The following is a 24662-nucleotide window of genomic DNA, read 5'->3' as shown; positions in this document are numbered from 1 at the left end:
ATGGCCGAAGACCGCGTCCTGAGGGTGCGCACGCTCCTCGACTCCGTGCGGACGGACGGACGCACAGCGCTGACCGCGCCCGAGGGCAAGGTGATCGCCGATGCGTACGGGATCGCCGTACCGGGCGAGGAGCTCGCGACCGACGTCGACGAGGCGGTGGCGTACGCGGCGCGCTTCGGCGGACCGGTCGTCATGAAGATCGTCTCGCCCGACATCCTCCACAAGACCGACGCCGGCGGAGTGATCGTGGGCGTCGAGGGCGCGACGGACGTACGCTCCGCGTTCCACAAAATCATCGACAACGCGCGCGCGTACAACGCAGATGCCCGTATCGAGGGCGTGCAGGTCCAGGAACTCCTCCCGCAGGGGCAGGAGGTCATCGTCGGCGCGGTCACCGACCCGACGTTCGGGAAGGTCGTCGCCTTCGGGCTCGGCGGGGTGCTCGTCGAGGTCCTCAAGGACGTCACCTTCCGGCTCGCTCCCGTGAGTGCCGACGAGGCGCTGTCCATGCTGGACTCGATCCGGGCGGCGGAGATCCTGCGTGGGGTGCGTGGCCAGGCGGCCGTGGACCGGTGGGCGATAGCCGAGCAGATCCGCCGGGTGTCGCAGCTGGTCGCGGACTTCCCGGAGATCGCCGAGGTGGACCTCAACCCGGTGATCGCCACCGCGGAGGGCGCGGTCGCCGCCGACATCCGCGTGATCCTCTCCGAAGCGCCGGTGAAGCAGCGCCGCCGCTACTCGCGCGACGAGATCCTCACCTCCATGCGCCGGCTGATGCAGCCGTCGTCGGTCGCCGTGATCGGGGCGTCCAACGAGCAGGGCAAGATCGGCAATTCGGTGATGCGCAACCTCATCGACGGCGGTTTCGCCGGGGACATCCAACCGGTGAACCCCAAGGCCGATGACATTCTGGGCCGCAAGGCGTACAAGAGTGTCACGGACGTTCCCGGTGAGGTGGATGTGGCGGTCTTCGCTATCCCCGCCAAGTTCGTGGCCTCGGCCCTGGAGGAGGTGGGACGCAAGAAGATCCCGAACGCCGTGCTGATCCCCTCCGGGTTCGCGGAGACCGGTGAGCACGAACTCCAGGCGGAGATCGTGGAGATCGCCGAGCGGCACGGCATCCGCCTCCTCGGCCCGAACATCTACGGCTACTACTCCACGTGGCAGGACCTGTGCGCCACGTTCTGCACGCCGTACGACGTCAAGGGCGGGGTGGCGCTGACCTCGCAGTCCGGCGGCATCGGCATGGCCATCCTGGGCTTCGCGCGGACCACGAAGACGGGCGTGTCGGCGATCGTGGGCCTCGGCAACAAGTCGGACCTGGACGAGGACGACCTGCTGACCTGGTTCGGCGAGGATCCGAACACCGAGTGCATCGCGATGCACCTGGAGGACCTCAAGGACGGGCGCGCCTTCGTCGAGGCCGCGCGCGCGACCGTACCGAAGAAGCCGGTCGTGGTCCTCAAGGCGGGGCGGACGGCGGCGGGCGCCAAGGCCGCAGGCTCGCATACCGGGGCCCTCGCCGGCGACGACGCCGTGTACGAGGACATCCTGAAGCAGGCAGGCGTCATCCGGGCCCCCGGGCTGAACGAAATGCTGGAGTACGCGCGCGCGTTGCCGGTGCTCCCGGCCCCCAAGGGCGACAACATCGTGATCATCACGGGGGCCGGCGGCAGCGGCGTGTTGCTGTCGGACGCCGTGACCGACAACGGCCTCTCCCTGATGGAGATCCCGCCGGACCTGGACGAGGCCTTCCGGAAGTTCATCCCGCCCTTCGGGGCCGCGGGCAACCCGGTGGACATCACCGGGGGCGAGCCGCCGTCGACGTACGAGGCGACGATCCGGCTCGGTCTGGAGGATCCGCGCATCCACGCGCTGGTCCTGGGCTACTGGCACACGATCGTCACTCCCCCGATGGTCTTCGCGGAACTCACCGCGCGCGTGGTGGCCGAATTCCGGGAGCGCGGGATAGAGAAGCCCGTCGTCGCGTCGCTCGCGGGCGACGTCGAGGTCGAGGAGGCCTGCCAGTACCTGTACGAGCGGGGGGTCGTGGCGTACCCGTACACGACCGAGAAGCCGGTGGCCGTGCTTGGTGCGAAGTACCGCTGGGCTCGGGCGGCGGGGCTGTTGGGGGGGCGGTTCATGAGGTGAGCCGAGCGCGGGGCGGCCGACGGTGCGCGTCGGCCGACCCCGGGACCCGTGCGCACACGAAAGGCATTGGACAGGGGGCGCTGGCCAGAACTTTCGACGCAAGGGGTGCAACTAACGTGACAACAACCGACGTTCCACGGGTCGCCGCCTATCGGGAGGTGACCGACAAGAACGGACGCGTCTATCGCGTCGGTGAGTCCGACATCGACGTCATGGGACGCAAACGCAAGTGGATGGTGATCCTGCCCTGGATCGGCATGATGGGCATCTCCTCCGCCGAGTACGCGTTCGCGTCCGCCGAGGACACCCTGCACACGGCGCACCATTGGAACAGCATGCACATCTTCTGGATGATGACCGTGTGGGTCTTCTTCCAGGCCGCGGTGGCCTTCCCCGCGGGCAAGCTGCGTGAGAGCGGAAAACTGCCGGCCCGCTGGGCGATGATGTGCGGCGCGACCGGCACGTTGCTCGGCTATCTGTCGCTGGCCTTCGCGCCGCATGTCGTCTTCGCCTATATCGGCTTCAGCATGTTCAGCGGCATGGGCGCGGGCATGGTGTACGCCACCTGCGTCAACATGGTGGGCAAGTGGTATCCGGAGCGAAAGGGCGGCAAGACCGGCTTCGTCAACGGCGGTTTCGCCTACGGCTCGGTGCCTTTCGTCTTCATCTTCAACGGCTACATGGACCTGACCAACTTCCGCTGGGTACTGGTCTCGGTGGGTGTGTTCCTGGCCGGAATCGTCGCGTTCTCCGGATACTTCTTCAAGGACCCGCCGAAGAACTGGTGGCCCGCCTCGATCGACCCGCTCAACCCGCCGAACGACCCGCGCGCGGCCCGCTCGCTGCGGATGAACCCGCCCGCGGTCCGCCAGTACTCCCCCAAGGAGGCGTGGAAGACCGGCCGGGTGGCCCTGATGTGGTTCTGTCTGGCGTGTACGTCCGGCGTGAACATCTTCGGTATCGCCTTCCAGGTGGACATCGGCGAGGAGGCCGGATTCGCGGGCGGGATCGTGGCCACGGCGATGTCCCTGAAAGCGGTCGTCAACGGTACCGGCCGCGGCGTCATCGGCTGGCTCTCGGACCTCTACGGCCGCAAGCGGTGCCTGCTCGTCGTCTGCCTCATCCTGGGCCTCGCCCAGTACGGCATCCTCTGGTCGGCCGAGAGCAAGAACCTGACACTGTTCCTGATCTTCTCCGCGATCTCCGGTTTCGGCGGCGGCGCCATCTTCCCGATGTTCGCGGCACTCACCGCCGACTACTTCGGCGAGAACAACAACGCCTCCAACTACGGCATGGTCTACAGCGCCAAGCTCGTCTCCGGCCTGGGTGCCGGTATGGGCGCCGTGGTCGTGGGCGCCTGGGGACACTCCGGTGCCTTCATCCTGGCCGGCTCCATCTCGCTCTTCGCCGGCTGCGTGGCGCTGTTCCTCAGCCCGCCGGGACGCGACAAGGAAACGCGCATCGCTCCCAACCCACAACCGCTCGGCGAGGACATGGCCTGACATGACGGCAGATCCGTACGCTGCAAGCAGCTCGTCCACCCACTCCGACGCCGCACACCGTCCCTACCGCGAAGTGACCGACGCGCGAGGCCGCGTCTACCGCATCGGCGAGACCGACCGCGACATCCTCGGCCACTCCCGCAAGCTCATGGTGTATCTGCCATGGATCGCCATGATGGCCATCAGCGTCTTCGAATACGCGTACGGCTCCGCGGAGGACACCCTGTCCCACGCGCACGGCTGGACGCAGAGCAACACCTTCTGGATCCTCAGCGTCTGGGTGTTCTTCCAGGCCGGCATCGCCTTCCCGGCGGGCTGGCTCCGGGAGAAGGGCATCCTGACGGCCCGCACGGCGATGTACGCCGGCTCGGGCCTGTGCTTGCTGGGCTTCCTCGCCCTGTCGCACCTGGGCAACGTCTGGCTCGCCATCCTCGGCTTCGGCGTCATCGGTGGCATCGGCGCCGGACTGGTCTACGCGACCTGCATCAACATGGTCGGCAAGTGGTTCCCCGAGCGGCGCGGCGCGCGGACGGGGTTCGTCAATGGCGGGTTCGCGTACGGATCGCTGCCGTTCATCTTCATCTTCAACTACGGGTTCGACACCGCGAACTACCACAGGGTGCTGGACCTGATCGGCTGCTACATCATGATCGTCGTCCTCGGATGCGCGTTCTTCTTCAAGGACCCCCCGAAGAACTGGTGGCCCTCGGACGTCGATCCGCTGACGTACACGGGCGACCGGAAGAACGCGACGAGCCTGGCCAAGAACCCTCCGGCGGTGAAGCAGTACACGCCCCGGGAGGCCATCAGGACGGGCATGCTGCCGCTGATGTGGCTGTCCGTCGTGCTGACCGCGGGTGTGTCGATCTTCGGCATCTCCTTCCAGATCGACTACGCCAAGGAGGTCGGCTTCGGCCCGCTGGTCGCGGCGTCGTCGATGGGGGTGATGGCCGTCATCAACGGCATCGGCCGCGGCGTCGTGGGCTGGCTCTCCGACCGTTGGGGCCGCAAGTCGACCCTGGTGTTCGTCATCGTCGTGCTGGGCCTCGCCCAGTTCGGCGTGATCTGGGCCGGAGACCTGAAGAGCGAATGGCTGTTCCTGTCCTTCGCGTTCCTCTCCGGCTTCGGCGGCGGCGCGTTCTACCCCCTCTTCGCGGCGCTCACCCCGGACTACTTCGGGGAGAACTACAACGCCACCAACTACGGCCTCGTCTACAGCGGCAAGCTGATCAGCGGCCTGTTCGGCGGCGGCCTGGGCTCCATGGTGGTCACGGCCTGGGGCTACGACGGCGCGTACGCGCTGGCCGGGGGCGTGTCGCTGGTGGCGGCGGCGATCACGTTGCTGCTGCGACAGCCGGGGCGGACGTCAGCACCGCATCTCGCGCGCTGACGAGTCGCGTACATGAGGAGGCCCTCCCCGTCTTGGGGAGGGCCTCCTCATGGTCGGTTGGGCCGTCAGCACTTCTCGCGCAGCGAGTGCAGGTGCTCACTCGAACGCCGTGCGAAGGTGAAGGACTCGGTCGGGTTGTCGTGCTCCGCCTGCCAGTGGTGGGCGAACCGCTGGCCGCGCAGCCTGGTTACGGCGGAGATGAACCGCTGGTAGTCGATGTCACCGTCGCCGACGTCGACCATGCGGTAGCCGTACTGGTTGGCCGAGTCGCTCACACCGTCCTTGACGTGGAAGAGCGGGTAGCGGTGCGGCTGCTTCAGTACGTAGTCCAGCGGCTCGAAGGGGGCGGCCGATCCGTCGGGCCGCTTCGAGAAACGGAACTGGCCCGAGTACGCCCAGAAGATGTCCATCTCCAGGAAGACCAGGTCGGGGTCCGTCTCGGCGAGCAGCACGTCGTAGAGGCGGACCTTGGGGTTGTCGGTGGCGAAGGAGAACTCCTCGGAGTGGTTGTGCTGGTAGAACTTCATGCCGCGTGCCTTCGCCGCCGCACCGTAGGTGTTGAACTCCTCGGCCGCACGCTTCCAGGCATCGACGGTGGAGCCGTAGCGGAACGGCCCGGAGGCGGTGCCTATGTGCTTCAGGCCGAGGGCCTGGGCGTCGTCGAGGACCTTGGTGAGGTTCTGGGCGAAGGTGTAGGCGCCCGGGTCGTTGGAGTAGTAGCCGACGTGGCTGCCGATCGGGTTCAGGCCGTGGTTCCTGGCCAGCCGCTTGAGCTGGGCGAGGGTGATCGGGCCGGCCGAGCCCTGGGTGTATCCGGCGAACTCGACCTCGTCGTACCCGTACTTCTCCAACTCGGCGAAGACGGGGGCGAAGCCGAGCGTGGAGACCTTGTCACGCAGGCTGTAGAGCTGGATGCCGAGCCGGCCGGGCGGGAGGACAGGCCGGCCACGGCCGGCGCCGCGGGAGGCTGTGCCTGTGGTGGACGTGGTGCCGGTGGTGGACGTGGTGCCGGGGGCGGCGGTCGCGGGGGCTGCCGCGGCGCCGAGCAGGGCGGCGGCCGTGGTGCCCGCGGCCACGCCGAGCATGCCTCGTCTGGTGAGGCGGTGGGCGAGTTCGGGATCCGTCTGGGAAAAGCGGCTCATGCCTGGAACTCCCTGTGATCGAAGGCCGTTGTCAGTGGTGAGTGCTTCACTGGTGACCAGTCGGAAGAGACGGGTCGGTGGGACCGGCGAGTTGGTGCGTGCCGGCCGTGACCGGTCAGCCGAGACCGGCGAGTTGGAGCAGGAGTGACTTCACATCGGTGGCCGCGACGCGGTCGCCGACAGCGCGGGGGGTGGAGCAGATGAGGAGCGGACCGTCGTCGTCGCTCGCGGGAAGGCGGCCGTGGCTGCCGCGAATAGGTGACGGATCCAGAGGCACGACCGCCATGCGGTAGCGCATGCCCAGTTTCTTGCGGGCGAGCGCGGTCGCCGCCTTGACCTTGACGTAGGGGTCGAGGGGATCCATGAAGAGTTCGACCGGGTCGTAGCCGGGTTTGCGATGGATCTCGACGAGTCGCGCGAAGTCGGGCGCGCGGGCGTCGTCGAGCCAGTAGTAGTACGTGAACCAGGCATCGGGCTCCGCGACGGCAACGAGCTCGCCGGAGCGCGGGTGGTCGAGATGATGGGCCTTCTTGCCCTCGTCGTCGAGGAGTTGCCCGATGCCGGGCAGTCCGTCCAGGGCGGCCCGGGTCGCATCGAGGTCTTCCGGTCGGCGTATGTAGACGTGGGCGATCTGGTGGTCGGCTACGGCGAATGCGCGTGACGCCATCGGGTCCAGGTACTCCATGCCGTCCTGGGTGTGCACCTCCAGCAGGCCTGCCCGCCGCAGGGCGCGGTTGATGTCGACGGGGCGGCTCACGCGGGTGATGCCGTATTCGGACAGCGCGACGACGGTACGGCCCTCGGCTCGTGCGTCGTCGAGCAGCGGGGCCATGGCGGCGTCCAGGTCGGCGGCCGCTTTCAGCGAGCGTGGGTCGTCGGGGCCGAAGCGCTGCAGGTCGTAGTCGAGATGAGGGAGGTAGCAGAGCGTCAGGTCGGGGTGCCGGGTGCGGTTGATGTGGCGGGTCGCGTCGATGATCCAGCGGCTGGAGACCAGGTCCGCACCGGGGCCCCAGAAGTGGAAGAGCGGGAAGGTACCGAGCTTTTCGGTGAGTTCGTCGTGCAGGGCGGGCGGCCGGGTGTAGCAGTCGGGTTCCTTGCGGCCGTCGGAGTAGTAGATCGGACGGGGGGTGACGGTGATGTCGGTGTCGGCGCCCATGGCGTACCACCAGCAGATATTGGCGACGGTGTAGCCGGGGTGCGCGCGGCGGGCGGCGTCCCAGAGTTTGTCGCCGGCGACCAGTCCGTTGTGCTGGCGCCACAGGAGTACGTCGCCGAGGTCGCGGAAGTACCAGCCGTTGCCGACGATGCCGTGCTCCGACGGGTGGGTGCCGGTGAGGATGGTGGACTGGGCGGCGCAGGTGACCGCGGGCAGGACGGTGCCGAGCGGCGCGTGGGAGCCGGACTGGGCGAGCGTCTTGAGACGGGGCATGTGGTCGAGGAGACGGGGAGTGAGGCCGACGACGTCGAGGACGAGGAGAGGGGTGGGACGTCCCATGGTGGTGGCCTCCGGCTGGGGTGCTGGGCGGCCACGCGGTGAGGCGGTCCGGGCTGCCGGGTCCGGCCGCTCGGTCATGGCAGCTCCTTCAGGCCGAGGTCCGTCAACAGATCGCGGGCGAGGGTGAGTTCGGCGGCGATTCCGTCGGCGAGTTGGCTGCGGGCGCGGGGTCGCAGTTCGGCCGGGAGGGCCTGCCAGGTGTAGGTCTCGACCTCAAGGTGGCGGGTGAGCGGGTGCGGGCCGCCGACGAGTCGGGTCAGTGCGGCCTTGAGGACGGGGAGTGTGGAGGTGAGGGGCGAGGCGGGGGCCGCGTGGAGCGGGACGTGGAAGTGAGCGCGCCACGGGGAGGCGTCGGGGAGGGCGTCGCCCTCGAGTGCCTCGCCGAGGTCGTCGGTGCCGCGCAGGCCGGCGGCGGTGGCGGTGCGGGTCTGATGCAGGAAGCGGGGTTCGTCGAAGGCGGCGAGGGCCTCGCGGACATCGGGGAGATGGGGGTGTTCGGCGTGCAGGGCGGCTGAGAGCTGGGATTTGACGACGGGGACGCGGGCTTCGGCGAGCGCGTCCAGGGCGGTGTGCGGATCTTCGAAGGAGGTGGCGAGGTGACAGGTGTCGACGCAGATGCCGATGCGGTCGTGCCCGACAGCGGTGAGCGGGGGGATGGCGTCGGCGGTGGTCTCGACGGTGCAGCCGGGTTCGGGTTCGAGGCCGACGCGGATGTCGCGGCCGGTCAACTCCTGCAGGGCATCGAGGCGTTCGGCGAGGGTGACCAGGGCGGAGCGGGCGGTCTCGGCGCGCCCGTCGTCGTAGTCGGTGCGCCAGGCGAGGGGCAGGGTGGAGATGCTGCCTTGGCTGACGTCGTCGGGGAGGAGGCCGGCGAGGACGCGCGCCAGGGCGGTGGTGTGGTCGAGGCGTTCGGGATCGGCCCAGTCCGGCTTGTAGACGCGGTACTTGACCTCTTCGGCACCGAAGCCCTCATACGGGAAGCCGTTGAGGGTGACGACCTCGAGGCCGCGCCGGTCGAGTTCGGTGCGCAGGCCGCGCAGGGCGGACGGGTCCGAGACGAGGGCGTGGGCGGCGTCCTTGGCGAGCCACAGGCCGATGCCGAGGCGGTCACGGCCGAGCCGTCGGCGGACGGGTTCGCAGTGGTCGCGGAGTTGGGCGAGGACACCGTCGAGGGTTTCGGCCGGGTGGACGTTGGTGCAGTACGCGAGGTGGACGGTGGAGCCGTCGGGGTGCCGGAAGCGCATCGCTCACGCCCCCGGGGCCGGGGCGGCGGCCGGGTCGTCCCACCTTCTTGGTTCGCCGACCGAAGCGTCCGACGCCCTCGGTGCGCCCCGGAGGATGGAGTTGCCCTCATGGGTCGCCTCCGGGGGCAGGACATCGAGGGTGAGGCGGCCGCTGAGCCCGTAGAAGGCCACGGGGTTGCGCCAGAGCACCAGGTCGACGTCGTCCTCGCCGAAGCCTTCGGCCAGCATCAGGTCGGCGACCTTGCGAGTCTTCAGGGGGTCGCTCCTGCCCCAGTCGGCCGCGGAGTTCACCAGCACCTGCTCGGTCCCGTACGCCCGCAGGATCGCGACCATCCGCTGCTCGTCCATCTTGGTTTCGGGATAGACGGAGAAGCCGAGCCAGCAGCCGCTGTCCTTGGCCTCCTTGACCGTCGTCTCGTTGAGGTGGTCGACAAGGACGCGGTCCAGGGGCAGGGCGGACTCCCGGACGACGTCGAGGGTGCGGCGCAGGCCGGCCAGCTTGTCGCGATGCGGGGTGTGGACGAGCGCGGGCAGTTCATGGTCGGCGGCGAGCTGGAGCTGGGCGGCGAGCGCGGTGTCCTCGGCGGGGGTCATCGAGTCATAGCCGATCTCGCCGACGGCGACCACCTGGTCCTTGACCAGATACCGGGGCAGTTCGTCGAGGACGGGGACACAGCGAGGGTCGTTCGCCTCCTTGGGGTTGAGGGCGAGGGTGCAGTGATGGGCGATGCCGTACTGGGCGGCGCGGAAGGGCTCCCAGCCGAGAAGGGAGTCGAAGTAGTCCAGGAAGGAGGCGGGAGACGTGCGGGGTTGGCCGAGCCAGAAAGAGGGCTCGACGACGGCGCGGACACCGGCGGCGCGCATGGCCTCGTAGTCGTCGGTGGTGCGGGACGTCATATGGATGTGGGGGTCGAAGAGGCGCATCAGGACTCCTTGCCGTCGGTACCGCGGGTGCCGCACTCGGCGGCGGGCGCGGGTGGGGTGGCCGTGGGGTCGGTGAGGGTCAGGACGCGGTACAGGTCTTCGGGCACGGGACGGCCCGCGGCGGTGCGTTCGGCGGCGTGGTCGCCGAGCATGCGGGCGAGTTCGGCGTCGCCGTGGGCGCGGCGGTTCAGGTCGGCCACCGCGCCGACGGGCACACCGGTGAACAGGCACTTCAGGACGGCGTGGCGCCACTGGTGGGGGTCGAGGTGTCGGGCGGCGTAGGGGCCGACGGCGGCGGCGAGGAGCCGGGTGTCGTTGGTCCGCAGGGCGTCCTCGACGAGCGGGAGGGCCTCCGGGCCGGGCACGAGGTGGGGCAGTGCGTGCAGAACGGCGCGGCGTTCGGCGGCGGTGCCCTGGAAGTAGACCCGGGTGACAGCGTCGGCATCGGCGCGGGCCGCGTGCAGGATGAGGACGCGGGCGGCGTCGGCGTGCTCGGGTCCACAACGGCGCCCGGCCTCGGCGATGCGCAACTCCCAGACGGAGATGGGCCCGTGGATGCCGGGATGGGCGACGGCCTCGTCGAGGGCTCGGTGGAGCCAGGCCCGGGCGGCAGTACCGAGGCAGTCGGTGAGGCGGCGGCGCAGTTCGGCGGGCGGGGTGAGGGCGAGGGTGGTGCCTGGGGCATCCGGCGCGACCGGGGCGTCCGGCGCGACCGGGGCGTCCGGCGCGACCGGGGCGACCGGCGCGACCGGCGCGACCGGGGCGTCCGGGGCGTCTGGGGCGTCTGGGGCGTCTGGGGCGTCCGGCCAACTCTGGGCGCCCGCCCGGCCCTCGGCGTTCGGCCGAGCCTTCATGCCCGCCAGACTCCCGGTGCCCGCACGAGCCTCAGTGCCTGCCCCGCGCTCGGTTCCTGTCCGAGCCTCCGTGCCCGGTGGGCGCTCGGCACCCGCGGGGCCGTCGGCGCCTCGGCTGGACTCTGTGCCCGTCTGGGGGTCGGTGAGCGGTGGGCCCTTGGTGTCCGCGTCCGGGGTTGCGGGTCTGCTGCGGGAGGGGGTCATGAGGTGCTCCCTTCAGGGGTGGCGGAGGGATCGCCATGGGGTGGGCCGAGTACGAGTGATCCGGTGGCCGTGGCTTCGGCGCGGCGCAGGAACGGGAGGGAGAGTTCGGCGAAGTGGGGGCCCGCATGGGAGTGGCGGGGCAGTTCGACGACGGTCAGGCCCTGGTAGCCGGTGGCAGCGAGGGCGGCGAGCACGGGTGGGAAGTCGATCTCGCCGTCGCCGAAGGGGAGGTGTTCATGGATGTTGCGGCACATGTCCTCGATCTGGACGTGGCGCAGCCAGGGGGCGGCGGCGCGTACGCAGTCGGCGGGAGAGAGGGGTTCGAGGCACTGGCAGTGGCCGATGTCGAGGGTCAGGCCGAGGTGTTCGGGGTCGCCGAGCACACGGCGGAGCCGGTGGAAATCGGCGAGGGTGGCGAGGAGGTGGCCCGGTTCGGGCTCGATGGCGAGGGGGACGCCGGCGGTGGCGGCGGTGTCCAGGACGGGAGTGAGTGTGTCGGCCAGGCGGTGCCAGGCGGTCTCCGGATCGGTTCCCGGCGGCATGACGCCGCTGAAGCAGTGGACGGCGTGGGCGCCGAGGTCGGCCGCTACCCGGACGGCACGGATCAGCAGGTCGACGCGGCGGGCACGGTCGTCCGGGTCGGGGTCCAGGAGGGAGGGGCCGTGTTTGCGGCGCGGGTCGAGCACATAGCGGGCGCCTGTCTCCACGGTGACGTCCAGGCCGAGCGCGTCCAGGCGCTGCGCGAGGCGGCGGGTGCGGGCGCTGAGGTCCGGGGCGAGCGGGTCCAGGTGCATGTGGTCGAGGGTCAGGCCGACGCCGTTGTAGCCGAGGTCGGCGATCAGGGCCAGGGCGTCGTCGAGGCGGAGGTCGGCGAGGCCGTTGGTGCCGTAGCCGAAGCGGAGAGGAGTTATGGCGGGTGCTCGGGAGACGGCAGTGGCGTGCTCGGCGCTGGTGCCGTGAGGGCTGCCGCCGGCCACCGGCACCTCGGAGGACCGGGATGGGCTCCCGATCGTCGTGTGGCTCATGTGACGCTCACCCTTCTTCCGAACCGGCGACCGAGCGGGGCGAGACCCGCCACGAACAGGGCGGAGAGGACCGCGCCGGATCGGGCGGTCAGCGCGGCCTGGAGGGGGATCGTGGCGCGGATGCCGCCGCCGACGGCTCGTTGGGTGAGCGGGGGTGAAGGGTTGAGAGCGGCGTGGAAGTACGGGCGGGCGGCCGTTGCGGCGTAGGCGGCGGCGAACGCTGTGCTCACGGTCTCGGCGGTCGGCCGGGGCGGCCCGGACCAACGGCGCCGGCGACGGCCGGTGGCGGTCGCGAGGACGTCGGGATGGGGGTCCGGCACGCCGTGGGCGGCTGCTTCCCGGGGGTCTGCCGGGCGTCGGTTGGGGCGGTGTGTCAGCAGGCGGCTGAGGAGGGCCGTGGTGGCCAGGGCCGCGAGCGGTGCCAGGGGTGAACCGCCCTTCGTCTCCTGGCGGGACACCGCGGTGACCGCGAGCGTGTGGGTGCCGAGCAGGGCAGCTGAGGGGAACGCCTCACGGGTGTGTCCGGTGGTGGCCGCGGCGCCGAGGAGGAGGTCGAGGGCGCGGGCGGTGGCCATCGCTGCCGGTCCAGCGGGGGTGTGCTTCAGGGCCAGATCGTAGGACCAGACCGTGACCGCGAGAGGCGCGGCGACGGCGAGGGCGGGACGACCGGCCCGGGCGGCGAGGGCCAGGCCTGCGCAGGTGAGGGCGCAGGCCGCGGTGAGGGCGGCGGCGGGGTGGATGCGGCCGGAGGGGAGGGGGCGGTGCGGGCGTTCCGTGGCGTCCTCCTCGCGGTCCGCCCAGTCGTTGAGGGCCATGCCGGCCTCGTAGAGGCAGAGGGAGGAACTGATGGCGAGCAGGGTGCGGGAGTTGGGGTGTGCGGCGGTGGCGGCGGCGCCCGCGAGGGCGTCGCCGGGGACGGTGAACAGGGCCGGGAGGCGCAGGAGTTCGGCCCATGCCAGGCGGGGGTTCGGCCCCTCGGCGCGCTCCGGCCGCAGGCCTGTGGCCCGGGCCGACTTGGCCAGGGCTGCCGACGAGCACGCGTGCTCCTCCCGACCCGCGCCCCTACCCGTACCCGAGGACCACCCAACACCCCACCGCGACCAGCGCGCGCCGTCCCCCCGGCCCGCCGCCTTATCCCAGGCCCACCCACCAGGCAACCGCAACGAGCGCCGTTCCCCTCGCCCCTTCACCGCTGCCCCTCGGGACGGCCGGCACCACCGCGCTCGCTGGGACGGCCTGCACCACCGCGCTCGCCAAGCCGACCGGGACGGTCGTCCGGCGGTTCAGCCCCGGCTCCCCGCATCTCCAGCGGCTCAGCCCCGGCTCCTCCCCACGCCGCCAGCGGCTCGGACCCGACTCCTCCCCCGTCGCGCGGCGCAGCCCCAGCCGCCCCCAGCCGCTCCGCGAACCGCCCCAGTGCCGCGTACTGCTCGCCCAGCGCCCCCGGCCCTTCCCCCACCGGATCCTTGAAGTAGAAGGCCAGTTCGCCGAGCGGCCCGGACAGGCCCGCCTCGTGGGCGCGTGCGGTCAGGCGGGCGAGGTCGAGGACCAGGGGTGCCGCGAGGGCCGAGTCGCAGCCCTGCCAGATGGTTTGGAGGATCATGCGGGTGCCGAGGAAGCCGTCGAAGGCGATGTGGTCCCAGGCGGTCTTCCAGTCGCCGAGCGCGGGGACGTCGTCGATGTGGACCTCGCCCTCGGGCACCTCGCCCAGCGCGTCCGCCAGCACCCTCTCCTTGCCGGCGTTCTTCGCCGCCGCCGCGGCCGGGTCGGCCAGGGAGGCGCCGTCGCCGCCGCCGAGCAGATTCGTGCCGGACCAGGCGCGCACTGCCAGCGCCCGCTGGGTGAACATCGGGCCAAGGACCGAGCGGAGCAGTGTCTGGCCCGTCTTGCCGTCGCGGCCCGCGTACGGCAGGCCGGTCGACGAGGCGAGGGGGGCCAGCGCGGGGTGGTTCAGGCCCGTCGACGGGGTGAAGTTCACGTAACTGCAGCCCGCGCGCAGGGCCGCCGCCGCGTACAGCGAACTCGGGGGCAGGGCGGCGCCGGTGGGGGCGGGCTCGGTGGAGGCCACGTTCACGACGACGGTCCGGGCGAGCTCGTACCGCCGTATGAAGTCCTGTATGTCCGAGGCGAAGGCGGCGATGAGCTGGTCTTCACCGCGTGTGTCTCCGGGGAGCGGGCCGCCGGGCCTGATCTCGCGGTCGGCGGCGGCGAGTTCGGCGCGTATGGCCGTGGGGAGACCGGGAGGCAGGACGCCGCCTGCCGCCAGGGCCTCCGCGCGTTTGGGCAGGGGGCAGTCCACCGTGTCATGGCCGCCGAAGACGAGGGACGACAGCGCAGGCAGGCCGCTGTCCGCGAACATCGGTGTCTCGGTGACCAGGCCCGTCGGCGGGTGCAGGCCCGCGGTGACGGCGGCGCACCCGGCGACGACGCTGGTGGCGACGGAGCCGCGCGCCCCGATCAGCCAGACGCCGACGCGCGGGTCGGACGGGGAAGTGGACGCGGACATGGCGGCCTCCTTGTCGAACGCGTCGTCTGTGGACCCCCACGGGTTCTGGCGAGGTCCCGTGGGGAAAAGACGGCGGGCGGGAGTCCGGCGTCCCCCGCCCGCCGTCGCTCAGTCGCCCTGCGAAGCCATGAGTCCGGAGGACTTCGCGGTCTTCGCGGTCTTCGCGGGCAGTTCCTTGATCCGGACGTCACGGATGGACACCTCGTCGTCGGATCCGTGGTTCTGGATGCCGATGTGTCCGTCGGTGAGGCTCCGGGCCGGGTCGGTGTTGGTGAAATCGTTGATCTTCACGCCGTTGAGATAGACGCGGAGGCGTTCGCCCTCCACGCGGATCTCGTACGTGTTCCACTCCCCCGGCGGGTTCAGCGCACGGTCGCGCTTGTTGAGGTCGGCGGACTGGAAGCCGTACACGGCCCCGGTGGTGCGGTCGGGGGTGTCGGTCGCGTCGATCTGGATCTCGTAGCCGTTGTTGACGGCCGACCACGGGTCGTCCGAGGGCGGGAAGCCCACGAACACACCGGAGTTGTCGTCGCCGGCCATCTTCCAGTCGAGCTTCAGGGAGTACGACCCGAAGCCCGACGGGGCGTACCAGAGCATGCCCATGCCGCCGGTCGACGTGAGCGTGCCGTCGTCGGACAGGGTGAAGGAGCCCGGGCCCGCCTGGCGCCAGCCGTCCAGCGAAGCCTGCGTGCCGTCGAAGAGCGGGCGGTAGCCGTTCTCCGGGCGGCAGTCGGCCTCGGCGTCGCCGACGGCCCAGCGGATTCCGCCCAGCAGGTGCTCACGGAACGAGGGCTCGGCGTAGGACTCCTTGGTGTGGCCGCCGCCGGTGTAGAAGGCGCGGCCGCCCTGGTAGTTCTGGCACCAGGCGATCGGATGGTCGCCGTTCATGGTGCCGCCGGTGTACGAGGACTCGTCGAGGGAGGCGAGGACATGTGCCCTCTCCCGGGGGTTCGAGCGGTAGTTGTACCACTCGTCCGTGCGGTTCCACGTCTGCGCCAGACCCGATGTCGCCGGGTGGGCGTGGTCCTCGACGTCCACGGTCGCCGGCTGGATCGCCGGGTGCGACTGGAAGTAGGCGCCGGCGAGGCCGCCGTAGAACGCCCAGTCGTACTCGGTGTCGGCGGCCGCGTGGATGCCGACGTAGCCGCCGCCACGGCGGATGTAGCCCTCGAAGGCCGTCTGCTGGGCGGCGTTCAGGACGTCTCCGGTCGTCGACAGGAACACGACCGCGGCGTAGCGGCGCAGGTTGCCGGCGGTGAAGGCCGCGGCGTCCTCCGTCGCGTCGACCGTGAAGCCGCTCGTCTCGCCGAGCTGTTTCACCGCGGCGACGCCGTCGGGGATCGAGTCGTGGCGGAAGCCGGCCGTCTTGGAGAAGACCAGGACCCGCTTGCCGTCGGCACCGGGCCGCGGGGCCTGTGAAGCGGCCGGTTCCGAGACACAGCCGAGGAGTACGGCGGCTCCCACAACTGCGGTTGTCAGTCGTCCGGTTGGACGCATCTTCCGTACCTCCTCTCAGCCGGTGGTGAAGGTGAAGTCGTCCACGTCGTACAGGGCGCCCGAGCCGCTCCCCTTGAAGACGAGGTAGAGCGTGGTCGTGCCCCTCGGTGCGCGGGACAGGTCGGCGGTGACGTCCTGGAAGGTCTCCCAGCCGCCGGTCACCGGCACGGTCGCCTTGCCGAGCAGGGTGCCCGTCGAGGACCCCGAACGGACCTCGAGCGTGCCGCCCGCGCCGCCGGAGGAGATCCGGGCGGTGATCTTCTTGGCGTTGCTCAGGGCGTACGGCGTGAAGGAGATCCAGTCGCCGTTGTTGATGTCGCCGACGGTCCTGCCGCCGTGCGCGGTGGCCTTGGTGATGATCGAGACGCCGGAGCCGTTGCCGAAGTGCTCGGCCTGGCGGTGCCGGGGCTGGGCGACGTTCTGGTCGTGCGTGGTGAGCGGGGCCTGGCCGCCGCCTCCGCCGTCGGTGTACTCGGCGTCCATGACGCCGAAGATGTTGGCGTCCTCGTCGTGGCCGCCGTCGGCGCTGGTCTGGATGGTGCCGGTGCAGCCGTTCGCCGAGGTCACCGGGTGTCCGTGGCTGTCGTGGCCGAGAATGAAGGTGACCTTGACCTTCGCGCAGTCGATCGTCCCGTCCTCGAGGTCGCTCACCCGCACCTTGAACGGGATCGCGTCACCGAAGCTGAACAGCTGCCCGTCCTGCGGGAGTTCCAGCGTCACCTTGGGCGCCGTGTTGCCGACCACGATCTGCACGCTCGCGCTGCCGGTGCGGCCGGAGGGGTCCTTGGCGGTCAGGGTCGCGGTGTAGGTGCCGTTCTTCTTGTAGCGGTACGACGGGTCGGCCGCCGTCGACTTGCCGCCGTCGCCGAAGTCCCAGCTGTACGTGACGGCGTCGCCGTCCTGGTCGGTCGTGCCCTCCGAGGAGAACTGCACCCTCAGCGGCGCCTGTCCCGAGGTCTTGCTCGCCGCGGCCTGCGCCACGGGCGAGTGGCCGTCGGTGGCGTTCTCGATGCGGTACAGGGCCGAGTGCTCGTCGCCGCCGAACCAGGAGACGCCGTAGTCGAGGACGTACAGCGCACCGTCCGGGCCGAAGGCCATGTCCATGATCTGGGTGCCGGTCCAGGGGACGTCGTTGATCGACTGTACGGTCCCGGCGTCGTCGCTCACGATCCGCTTGATCCAGCGGCGGCCGAACTCCCCGGCGAAGAAGTTCCCGTCGTAGGCCTCGGGGAACTTCACCGGCGAGTCGAGCGAGGCGTCGTAGTGGTAGACCGGGCCGCCCATCGGGGACTCGGAGCCGGTGCCGAACTCGGGCACCGATCCGCCGTCGTACGGGATCCAGGCGGCCTGCGCCGGGGGAAGGTCGGTCAGGCCGGTGTTGTGCGGCGAGGTGTTCTTCGGCGCGGCGCAGTCGAAGGACGCGCCCGACTGGCCGGTGGCGAAGTCGTAGTCGACGTAGGCGTCGTTGTCGCCGGTGCAGTACGGCCACCCGTAGTTGCCGGGGCCGGTGACGCGGGCGAACTCGACCTGGCCGGCCGGGCCGCGGGCCGGGTCGGCGGCGCCGGCGTCGGGGCCGTAGTCGCCGACGTAGACGATCCCCGTCTTCTTGTCCACGCTGAAGCGGAACGGGTTGCGAAAGCCCATCGCGTAGATCTCGGGCCGCGTCTTGTCCGTGCCGGGCGCGAAGAGGTTGCCGTCGGGGATCGAGTACGAGCCGTCGGCGTTCACCTTGATGCGCAGGAGCTTGCCGCGCAGGTCGTTGGTGTTGCCGGAGGAGCGCTGGGCGTCGAAGGCCGGGTTGCGGTTGGACCGTTCGTCGATCGGGGTGAAGCCGTCCGACTGGAACGGATTGGTGTCGTCGCCCGTTGAGAGATACAGGTTGCCCGCCGCGTCGAAGTCGATGTCACCGCCGACATGGCAGCACAGGCCGCGGGAAGCCGGGACGTCGAGGATCTTCGTCTCGCTGGCTGCATCCAGCGTGCCGTCGGTCTTCAGGACGAAGCGGGAGAGACGGTTGACGCCGTCGAAGGGAGCGAAGTCGGCCGCCGTTCCGGTCTCGGGGGCGTCACCGGCCGGTGTGTCGAGCGGGGGTGCGTAGTAGAGGTAGATGAAGCGGTTCTCGGCGAATCCGGGGTCGACGCCGATGCCCTGCAGGCCCTCTTCGTCGTGCGTGTACACATCGAGCTTGCCCGCGAGCTTGGTGTTGCCGGCCGCGTCGGTGATGCGCAGTTCGCCGTCGCGGGAGGTGTGCAGCACCGAGCGGTCCGGGAGGACGGCGAGCGACATGGGTTCGCCGACCTCCGGCTCGCCCTTGGCGAGGGTGACCTGCTGGAAGTCCTCGGCCGCGGCGGCCCGGGCAGCCGCCGCGCCCCTCCCCTCGTCGGCGACGGCTGCGCCGGCCTGGGGTGCGGTGAAGGTGAGGGTGGCGCCCGCCAGCAGTGCGCCGCTCAGCAGCGCCACCGCCTTGCGGAAGGACGGGCGTCGTCTGTGGGTCTCGTTTCTGTCGGTGCTGGTGGTGCGGTCGTTCCCGTGCACGAGTGCCTCCAGAAAGGGGCCGGTTGTACGGGCGGGTGCGTACGCCGGGATGCGCCGTCACCCCGGAGAGTCGAAGCAGGGCTCAGACGAGCCCTGCACCACAGGTCAGTTGCCGAACGCCGCGTCGAAGGAGGCCGACGGCGGCTCGAAGTCGTACGCCTTGAGACGGGTCAGCGCCTCCGGGGCCCCCTGGAGCCGGTCCATGCCGGCGTCCTCCCACTCCACGGAGATGGGGCCCTGGTAGTCGATGGAGCGCAGCATCCGGAAGACGTCCTCCCAGGGGACGTCACCGTGCCCGGCCGACACGAAGTCCCAGCCCCGGCGGGGGTCGCCCCAGGGCAGGTGGGAGCCGAGGCGGCCGTTGCGGCCGTCGAGGCGCTTGCGGGCCTCCTTGCAGTCGACGTGGTAGATGCGGTCGCGGAAGTCCCACAGGAAGCCGACCGGATCCAGGTCCTGCCACACGAAGTGCGACGGGTCGAAGTTCAGGCCGAAGGCGGGGCGGCCCCCGACCGCCTCCAGGGCACGCCAGGTCGTCCAGTAGTCGTAGGCGATCTCGCTGGGATGGACCTCGTGCGCGAACCGCACGCCCTCCTCGTCGAAGACGTCCAGGATGGGGTTCCAGCGTGTCGCGAAGTCCTCGTAGCCGCGCTCGATCATCGACTCGGGCGCCGGCGGGAACATGGCGACGAGGTGCCAGATCGCGGAGCCGGTGAAGCCGATGACGGTGTTCACGCCGAAGGCGGCCGCGGCGCGCGCGGTGTCGGCCATCTCGGCGGCGGCCCGCTGCCGTACGCCTTCCGCGTCGCCGTCGCCCCAGATGCGGGCGGGCAGAATGGCCTGGTGACGTTCGTCGATGATGGCGTCGCAGACGGCCTGGCCGACCAGGTGGTTGGAGATGGCCCAGCACTTGAGGCCGTACTTGTCGAGCAGGGCCTTCCTGGAGTCGATGTACGTCGGGTCCGCGAGGGCCTTGTCGACCTCGAAGTGGTCGCCCCAGCAGGCGAGTTCGAGTCCGTCGTAGCCGAAGTCGCGGGCGAGCCGGCAGACCTCCTCCAGCGGCAGGTCGGCCCACTGGCCGGTGAAGAGCGTGAATGTGCGCGGCATTCTCGTCGGGCCTCCTCAGACCGCTATGGGCGTGTAGACGGAGTTCTTCTCGGCGCTCTCCTCCACCGCCGCCAGTACGCGCTGCACCTGCAGCCCGTCGGCGAAGGAGGGTTCGGGCCGGCGGCCCTCGGAGATGGCGTGGACCAGGTCGCGGGCCTGGTGGACGAAGGTGTGCTCGTAGCCGAGGCCGTGGCCCGGCGGCCACCACGCGTCCAGGTAGGGGTGGTCGGGTTCGGTGACGAGGATGCGGCGGAAGCCGGCGTGGGCTCCGGGTTCCGTGCCGTCGTGGTAGGCGAGTTCGTTGAGGCGCTCCAGGTCGAAGGCCAACGAGCCGCGTTCACCGTTGAGTTCGATGCGCAGGGCGTTCTTGCGGCCGGTGGCGTAGCGGGTGGCCTCGAAGGAGGCGAGGGCGCCGGAGGGGAAGCGGCCGGTGAACAGGGCGGCGTCGTCGACGGTGACCTGGCCGGTGGCGCCCTCGGCCGAGACGGCGGACAGCCCCTTCACGGCCCCGCCGGGCAGCGGGCGTTCCTTCACGAAGGTCTCCGTGAGGGCGGACACCCCGGTCAGCTGCTCGCCCGCCAGATACTGCGCGAGGTCGATGATGTGCGCGCCGAGGTCGCCGAGCGCGCCCGAGCCGGCCAGCTCCTTGCGCAGCCGCCAGGTAAGCGGGAACTGCGGGTCCACCAGCCAGTCCTGAAGGTACGTCACCCGTACGTGGCGCAGGTTGCCGAGGCGGCCCTCGGCGACCATGCTGCGAGCCAGCGCGGTGGCGGGCACCCGGCGGTAGTTGAACCCGACCATCGCCAACTGACCGCGCTCGTAGGCGGCTTCGGCCGCCGTCGCCATGACCTCGGCCTCCTCCACGCTGTTCGCGAGAGGCTTCTCGCACAGGACGTGCTTGCCGGCGGCCAGCGCGGCGAGCGCGATCTCGGCGTGGCTGTCGCCCGGGGTGCAGATGTCGACGAGGTCGATGTCGTCCCGCTCGATCAGGGCACGCCAGTCGGTCTCGGCCGTCTCCCAGCCGTGCCGATCGGCCGCCGCGCGCACGGCGGTCGCGTCCCGTCCGCAGATCGCGGCCAGAACCGGGCTGAGCGGCAGATCGAAGACACGGCCCGCGGTGCGCCAGCCCTGGGAGTGGGCGGCACCCATGAAGGCGTAGCCGACCATGCCCACCCGTAGGGGTGGCCTGTCCGTCCCGACGTCTACCGGCTTCTCGGCCGCCTCTGCCCCTTCTGACTGCTGCGGCTGTCCCATGCGGATGTCCTCCTCGTCGTCGTGGCGCGGTGGGGGGTGGAGCCCTGCCCCATGACCGGGTCGGCTCATGGGGCGGGACGCCTCACTTGAAGCCGGTGGACATGTACTGGTCGACGTTGGTCTTGTCGACGACCGCCGAGTAGAGCGTGATCGAGGCCGGGATCTCGAACTCGGCCATGCCGCCGATGCCCTTGCCCTGGCCCAGCGCACGGGCCAGGTCGATGGCGGACGCGGCCATGGTCGGCGGGTACAGGACGGTCGCCTTGAGGACGCCGTCGTCCTGCTTGATCTCCTGGAAGGCGGAGAGTGCGCCCGCGCCGCCGACCATCAGGAAGTCGTCGCGCCCGGCCTGCTCGATGGCGCGCAGGGCGCCCACGCCCTGGTCGTCGTCGTGGTTCCACAGGGCGTCGAAGTTCGACTGGGCCTGCAGGAGTTGGGCCATCTTGGCCTGTCCGGACTCGACCGTGAACTCGGCCGCCTGACGGGCCACCTTCTTGATGTTGGGGTAGTTCTTCAGGGCGTCGTCGAAGCCCTGGGTGCGCTGCTTGGTCAGCTCCAGGTTGTCCAGGCCGGCCAGCTCGATGACCTTGGCGTTCGACTTCCCCTTGAGCTTCTCGCCGATGTAGTGGCCGGCGTTGAGGCCCATCCCGTAGTTGTCGCCGCCGATCCAGCACCGGTAGGCCTGCGGGGTGTTGAAGACCCGGTCGAGGTTGATCACCGGGATCCCGGCCCGCATCGCCTTCAGGCCGACCTGGGTGAGCGCCTTGCCGTCGGCGGGCAGCACCACCAGCACGTCGACCTTCTTGTTGATCAGCGTCTCGATCTGGCCGATCTGCGCGGCGGTGTCGTTCGACCCCTCGGTGATCTCCAGGGTGACGTCGGAGTACTTCTTCGCGCGGCTCTTGGCGTTGTCGTTGATGGCGTTGAGCCAGCCGTGGTCGGCCTGCGGTCCGGCGAAGCCGATGGTGACCTGCTTGCCGGGCTTGTCGTCGGCGGCCGGCTGGTCGTTCGCGGCCGGCTCGTCGTCGGACTCGTTGCTCGTGCAACCCACGAGGAGGGCGCCCGCTCCTATGGCGGCGGATCCGAAGAGCAGCCCTCTGCGACTGGTGAATCGGCTCTGGAAATGCTGCATGGCGGTGAACCCTTTCCTCAGGTCGTGCTGAGAGAGAGCGGTACGACCCTCAGGTCGTGCTTGCGGTACGGCGCTGGACCAGCACGGCGGCGACGATGATCGCGCCCTTGGCGATCTGCTGGACGTCGCTCTGCAGGTTGTTCAGGGCGAAGATGTTGGTGATCGTGGTGAAGATCAGGACACCGAGCACGGAGCCGGTGATGGTGCCGCGGCCCCCGCTGAGCAGCGTGCCGCCGATGATCGCGGCCGCGATGGCGTCGAGTTCATAGAGGTTGCCGTTGGTGTTCTGGCCGGATCCGGCCAGGACGATCAGCAGGAAGGCGGCGACGCCGCAGCACAGTCCGGACAGCAGGTAGAGGTAGAGCCGCTGGCGGCGGACGTCGATGCCGGCGAGGCGGGCCGCCTCCGCGTTGCCGCCGACGGCGACCGTGCGGCGCCCGAAGGTCGTGCGGTTCAGGATCAGCCAGCCGATGATCGTCACGACCGCGAACACCATGACCAGCGGCGGTATGCCGAGCACATACGCGTCGCGCTCGCCGAGGTCCAGCACGGAGGTCACCGTGACGATCTGCGTCTTGCCGTCGGTGATCTGCAGCGCCATTCCGCGCGCGGAGGCCAGCATGGCGAGCGTGGCGATGAAGGGGACCATGCCGCCGTACGCGATCAGCAGTCCGTTGACCAGGCCGCATCCGAGGCCGACGAGCACCGCGGTGAACAGGATGCCGCCGAAGCCGTACTCCTGGGTCGCCACCGTCGTCGCCCACACCGAGGAGAGCGCGACGATCGCGCCGACCGACAGGTCGATGCCGCCGGAGGTGATGACGAAGGTCATGCCGACGGTGACGACGCCGATCACGGACGCCTGGGTGAGGACGAGTTGGAGGTTGCGGGTGTCCAGGAACTCGTCCGGCTTGGTGATGCCGCCGATGATGATCAGTACGGCGAGGACGCCGAGCAGGGAGAGGGTGCGCACGTCGGCGCGGGCCATCAGGCCCCGCCAGGCGGGCGGTGCGCCGGCCGACTGCACCTTGCCGGTGCTGTCCCGGGGCGGGGAGGCGTGCTGCGTCATGACGCCGGGCTTCCTTCCATGACGAGGTCGAGTACACGGTGTTCGTCGAGTTCGCGTGCGGGCGCCGTGTGAACGACACGGCCCTCGCGCAGCACCAGGACGCGGTCGGCGAGGCCCAGCACTTCGGGCACTTCGCTGGAGACGAGCAGGACGGCGAGGCCTTCGTCGGCCAGCCGGCGTACGACTGCGTACAGTTCGGCGCGGGCGCCGACGTCGACGCCGCGGGTGGGTTCGTCGAGCAGCAGGACGCGGCAGCCGCGCAGCAGCCAGCGGGCCAGGACGGCCTTTTGCTGGTTGCCCCCGGAGAGGGTGCGGACCGGCACGTTCGGGTTGTCGGGCCGCAGCGACAGCTCGCGGGTCGCGGCCCGCGCGGCCCCCAGTTCGGCGGCCCGGTCGATCCAGCCGCCGCGTGAGAAGCGGGACATGGAGGAGACGGAGACGTTGCGGGTGACGGACTCCAGCATCAGCAGCGCCTGCGCCTTGCGCTCCTCGGGCGCGAGCCCGAGTCCGGCACGCACGGCGGCCCGCACACTCCCGGGCCTCAACGCCCGCCCGTCCACGCGGACTTGACCGGCGCTGGGCTTCCTGGCCCCGTAGATCGTCTCCAGGATCTCCGAGCGCCCCGAGCCCACCAGTCCGGCGAGCCCGACGATCTCACCGGGCCGCACGCTCAGGTCGAGGGCCTCGAACTCGCCGTCCCTGGCAAGTCCCCGCACCTCCAGCAGCGGTTTGTCGGCCGTCACGTCCCTGGTCGGCCGCTCGGGGAAGACGTACTCGACGTTGCGTCCGGTCATCAGCGCCACGACCTCGCGCGTCGGCGTCGTCTTCGCCGGCAGCCCGCCCGCCACCGCCCGCCCGTCCTTCAGCACGGTCACCCGGTCGCCGATCCGGCGGATCTCCTCCAGCCGGTGCGAGATGTAGACCACGCCGACACCGTCGGCGGTGAGGTCGCCGACGATACGGAAGAGGTTGTCGACCTCGTCCGGGTCGAGGGCGGCGGACGGCTCGTCCATCACGATCAGCCGTACGTCGTGGGAGAGCGCCCGCGCCATGGACACGATCTGCTGCTGCGCCGCCGACAACTCCCCGACCAGGCGCGCCGGGTCGATCTCCGGATGACCGAGTCGCTTGAGGAGCTGCGCTGTTGACGCCCGCGCGACCTTTCCGCGTACGACGAAGCCGGCGGCCGTGGGTTCATGGCCGAGGTGGACGTTCTCGGCCACCGACAGGTGCTCCACCAGGTCGAGTTCCTGGTAGATGGTGGCGATGCCGAGGCGCATGGCGGCGATGGGCGAGCGGAGGGTGACCGCCTCGCCGCGCCAGTGGATCGTGCCGGTGTCGGGCTGGTGGGCGCCGGCCAGGACCTTGATGAGGGTGGACTTGCCGGCGCCGTTCTGGCCGAGCAGGCAGTGCACTTCACCGGCCTGGACGTCGAGGTCGACGCCGTCGAGGGCGCGGACTCCGGGGAACGACTTGGTGATGCCGGACATGCTGAGCAGCGGTGGTTCTGATGCCATGAGGTCCCCTTGGCGGGCGTGCGGGCCGGTTCAGGGCAGGGCAAAGCAAGGCAAGGCAAAGCAGGGCAGGATAGGACAGGGCAAGAAAGAGCAAAGTTGGCGGAGCCGAGCAATTCA

Annotated in this window: 18 protein-coding genes; 3 read left to right on the top strand and 15 right to left on the bottom strand. The window is 70.5% G+C overall.

The window, feature by feature from the left end; translation table 11 throughout:
* The 3 genes from PBV52_RS41045 to PBV52_RS41035 all read left to right on the top strand — a co-directional run bounded on the left by PBV52_RS41045 (nt 1) and on the right by PBV52_RS41035 (nt 5043).
* Entirely contained in the window at nt 1-2151 is a 2151-nt protein-coding gene (locus PBV52_RS41045; RefSeq protein WP_274245924.1) for an acetate--CoA ligase family protein, read from the top strand.
* Between the two features lie 116 nt (nt 2152-2267).
* Nucleotides 2268-3653: an OFA family MFS transporter gene (locus PBV52_RS41040; protein ID WP_274245922.1), complete on the top strand. Its 1386-nt coding sequence runs from the start codon at nt 2268-2270 to the stop codon at nt 3651-3653.
* Nucleotide 3654: 1 nt separating this feature from the next.
* Complete coding sequence (locus tag PBV52_RS41035; RefSeq protein WP_274245920.1) at nt 3655-5043, top strand: OFA family MFS transporter; 1389 nt, start codon at nt 3655-3657, stop codon at nt 5041-5043.
* Nucleotides 5044-5108: 65 nt separating this feature from the next.
* On the opposite strand, the gene PBV52_RS41030 is transcribed toward PBV52_RS41035, so the two are convergent.
* From PBV52_RS41030 to PBV52_RS40960, 15 genes are all read right to left on the bottom strand, one after another.
* Nucleotides 5109-6185, bottom strand: a complete 1077-nt coding sequence (locus PBV52_RS41030; RefSeq protein WP_274245918.1) for a sugar phosphate isomerase/epimerase — start codon at nt 6183-6185, stop codon at nt 5109-5111.
* 115 nt (nt 6186-6300) lie between these two features.
* Nucleotides 6301-7680 carry a nucleotide pyrophosphatase/phosphodiesterase family protein gene (locus PBV52_RS41025; RefSeq protein ID WP_274249879.1) on the bottom strand — a complete coding sequence of 460 codons (1380 nt, stop codon included), beginning with the start codon at nt 7678-7680 and terminating at the stop codon, nt 6301-6303.
* A gap of 74 nt (nt 7681-7754) precedes the next feature.
* Nucleotides 7755-8924: a metabolite traffic protein EboE gene (eboE, locus tag PBV52_RS41020; protein WP_274245916.1), complete on the bottom strand. Its 1170-nt coding sequence runs from the start codon at nt 8922-8924 to the stop codon at nt 7755-7757.
* Between the two features lie 3 nt (nt 8925-8927).
* Nucleotides 8928-9848: a TatD family hydrolase gene (locus PBV52_RS41015; protein ID WP_274245914.1), complete on the bottom strand. Its 921-nt coding sequence runs from the start codon at nt 9846-9848 to the stop codon at nt 8928-8930.
* The gene (locus PBV52_RS41010) at nt 9848-10702 is read right to left on the bottom strand and encodes an EboA domain-containing protein (protein ID WP_373922043.1); all 855 of its coding nucleotides are present in this window, start codon (nt 10700-10702) and stop codon (nt 9848-9850) included. The genes PBV52_RS41015 and PBV52_RS41010 overlap by 1 nt, the downstream gene beginning before the upstream one ends.
* 200 nt (nt 10703-10902) lie before the next feature.
* Complete coding sequence (locus PBV52_RS41005; protein WP_274245913.1) at nt 10903-11931, bottom strand: sugar phosphate isomerase/epimerase; 1029 nt, start codon at nt 11929-11931, stop codon at nt 10903-10905.
* The gene (locus PBV52_RS41000) at nt 11928-12926 is read right to left on the bottom strand and encodes an SCO3242 family prenyltransferase (RefSeq protein WP_274249877.1); all 999 of its coding nucleotides are present in this window, start codon (nt 12924-12926) and stop codon (nt 11928-11930) included. The genes PBV52_RS41005 and PBV52_RS41000 overlap by 4 nt, the downstream gene beginning before the upstream one ends.
* 191 nt (nt 12927-13117) lie before the next feature.
* Nucleotides 13118-14437 carry an inositol-3-phosphate synthase gene (locus PBV52_RS40995; RefSeq protein ID WP_274245911.1) on the bottom strand — a complete coding sequence of 440 codons (1320 nt, stop codon included), beginning with the start codon at nt 14435-14437 and terminating at the stop codon, nt 13118-13120.
* 108 nt (nt 14438-14545) lie between these two features.
* Complete coding sequence (locus tag PBV52_RS40990) at nt 14546-15934, bottom strand: ThuA domain-containing protein (protein ID WP_274245909.1); 1389 nt, start codon at nt 15932-15934, stop codon at nt 14546-14548.
* 15 nt (nt 15935-15949) lie between these two features.
* Nucleotides 15950-18469 carry a PQQ-dependent sugar dehydrogenase gene (locus PBV52_RS40985; protein WP_274245907.1) on the bottom strand — a complete coding sequence of 840 codons (2520 nt, stop codon included), beginning with the start codon at nt 18467-18469 and terminating at the stop codon, nt 15950-15952.
* A 105-nt stretch (nt 18470-18574) separates the two neighbouring features.
* Nucleotides 18575-19573 (bottom strand): sugar phosphate isomerase/epimerase, encoded by a 999-nt coding sequence (locus tag PBV52_RS40980; protein ID WP_274245906.1) that lies wholly within the window; start codon nt 19571-19573, stop codon nt 18575-18577.
* Between the two features lie 15 nt (nt 19574-19588).
* Entirely contained in the window at nt 19589-20827 is a 1239-nt protein-coding gene (locus PBV52_RS40975; protein ID WP_274245904.1) for a Gfo/Idh/MocA family protein, read from the bottom strand.
* 82 nt (nt 20828-20909) lie between these two features.
* Nucleotides 20910-21959, bottom strand: coding sequence for a substrate-binding domain-containing protein (locus PBV52_RS40970; RefSeq protein ID WP_274245902.1), 1050 nt, complete (start codon nt 21957-21959; stop codon nt 20910-20912).
* Nucleotides 21960-22008: 49 nt separating this feature from the next.
* Entirely contained in the window at nt 22009-23028 is a 1020-nt protein-coding gene (locus tag PBV52_RS40965) for an ABC transporter permease (RefSeq protein WP_274245900.1), read from the bottom strand.
* Nucleotides 23025-24545 carry a sugar ABC transporter ATP-binding protein gene (locus tag PBV52_RS40960; protein ID WP_274245898.1) on the bottom strand — a complete coding sequence of 507 codons (1521 nt, stop codon included), beginning with the start codon at nt 24543-24545 and terminating at the stop codon, nt 23025-23027. Before PBV52_RS40960 ends, PBV52_RS40965 begins: the two co-directional genes overlap by 4 nt.
* Between the last annotated feature and the right edge of the window lie 117 nt (nt 24546-24662).

This window comes from Streptomyces sp. T12 (assembly GCF_028736035.1).
In the GTDB taxonomy this organism is placed as follows: domain Bacteria; phylum Actinomycetota; class Actinomycetes; order Streptomycetales; family Streptomycetaceae; genus Streptomyces.
This window is presented reverse-complemented; position numbering and strand designations above follow the sequence as displayed.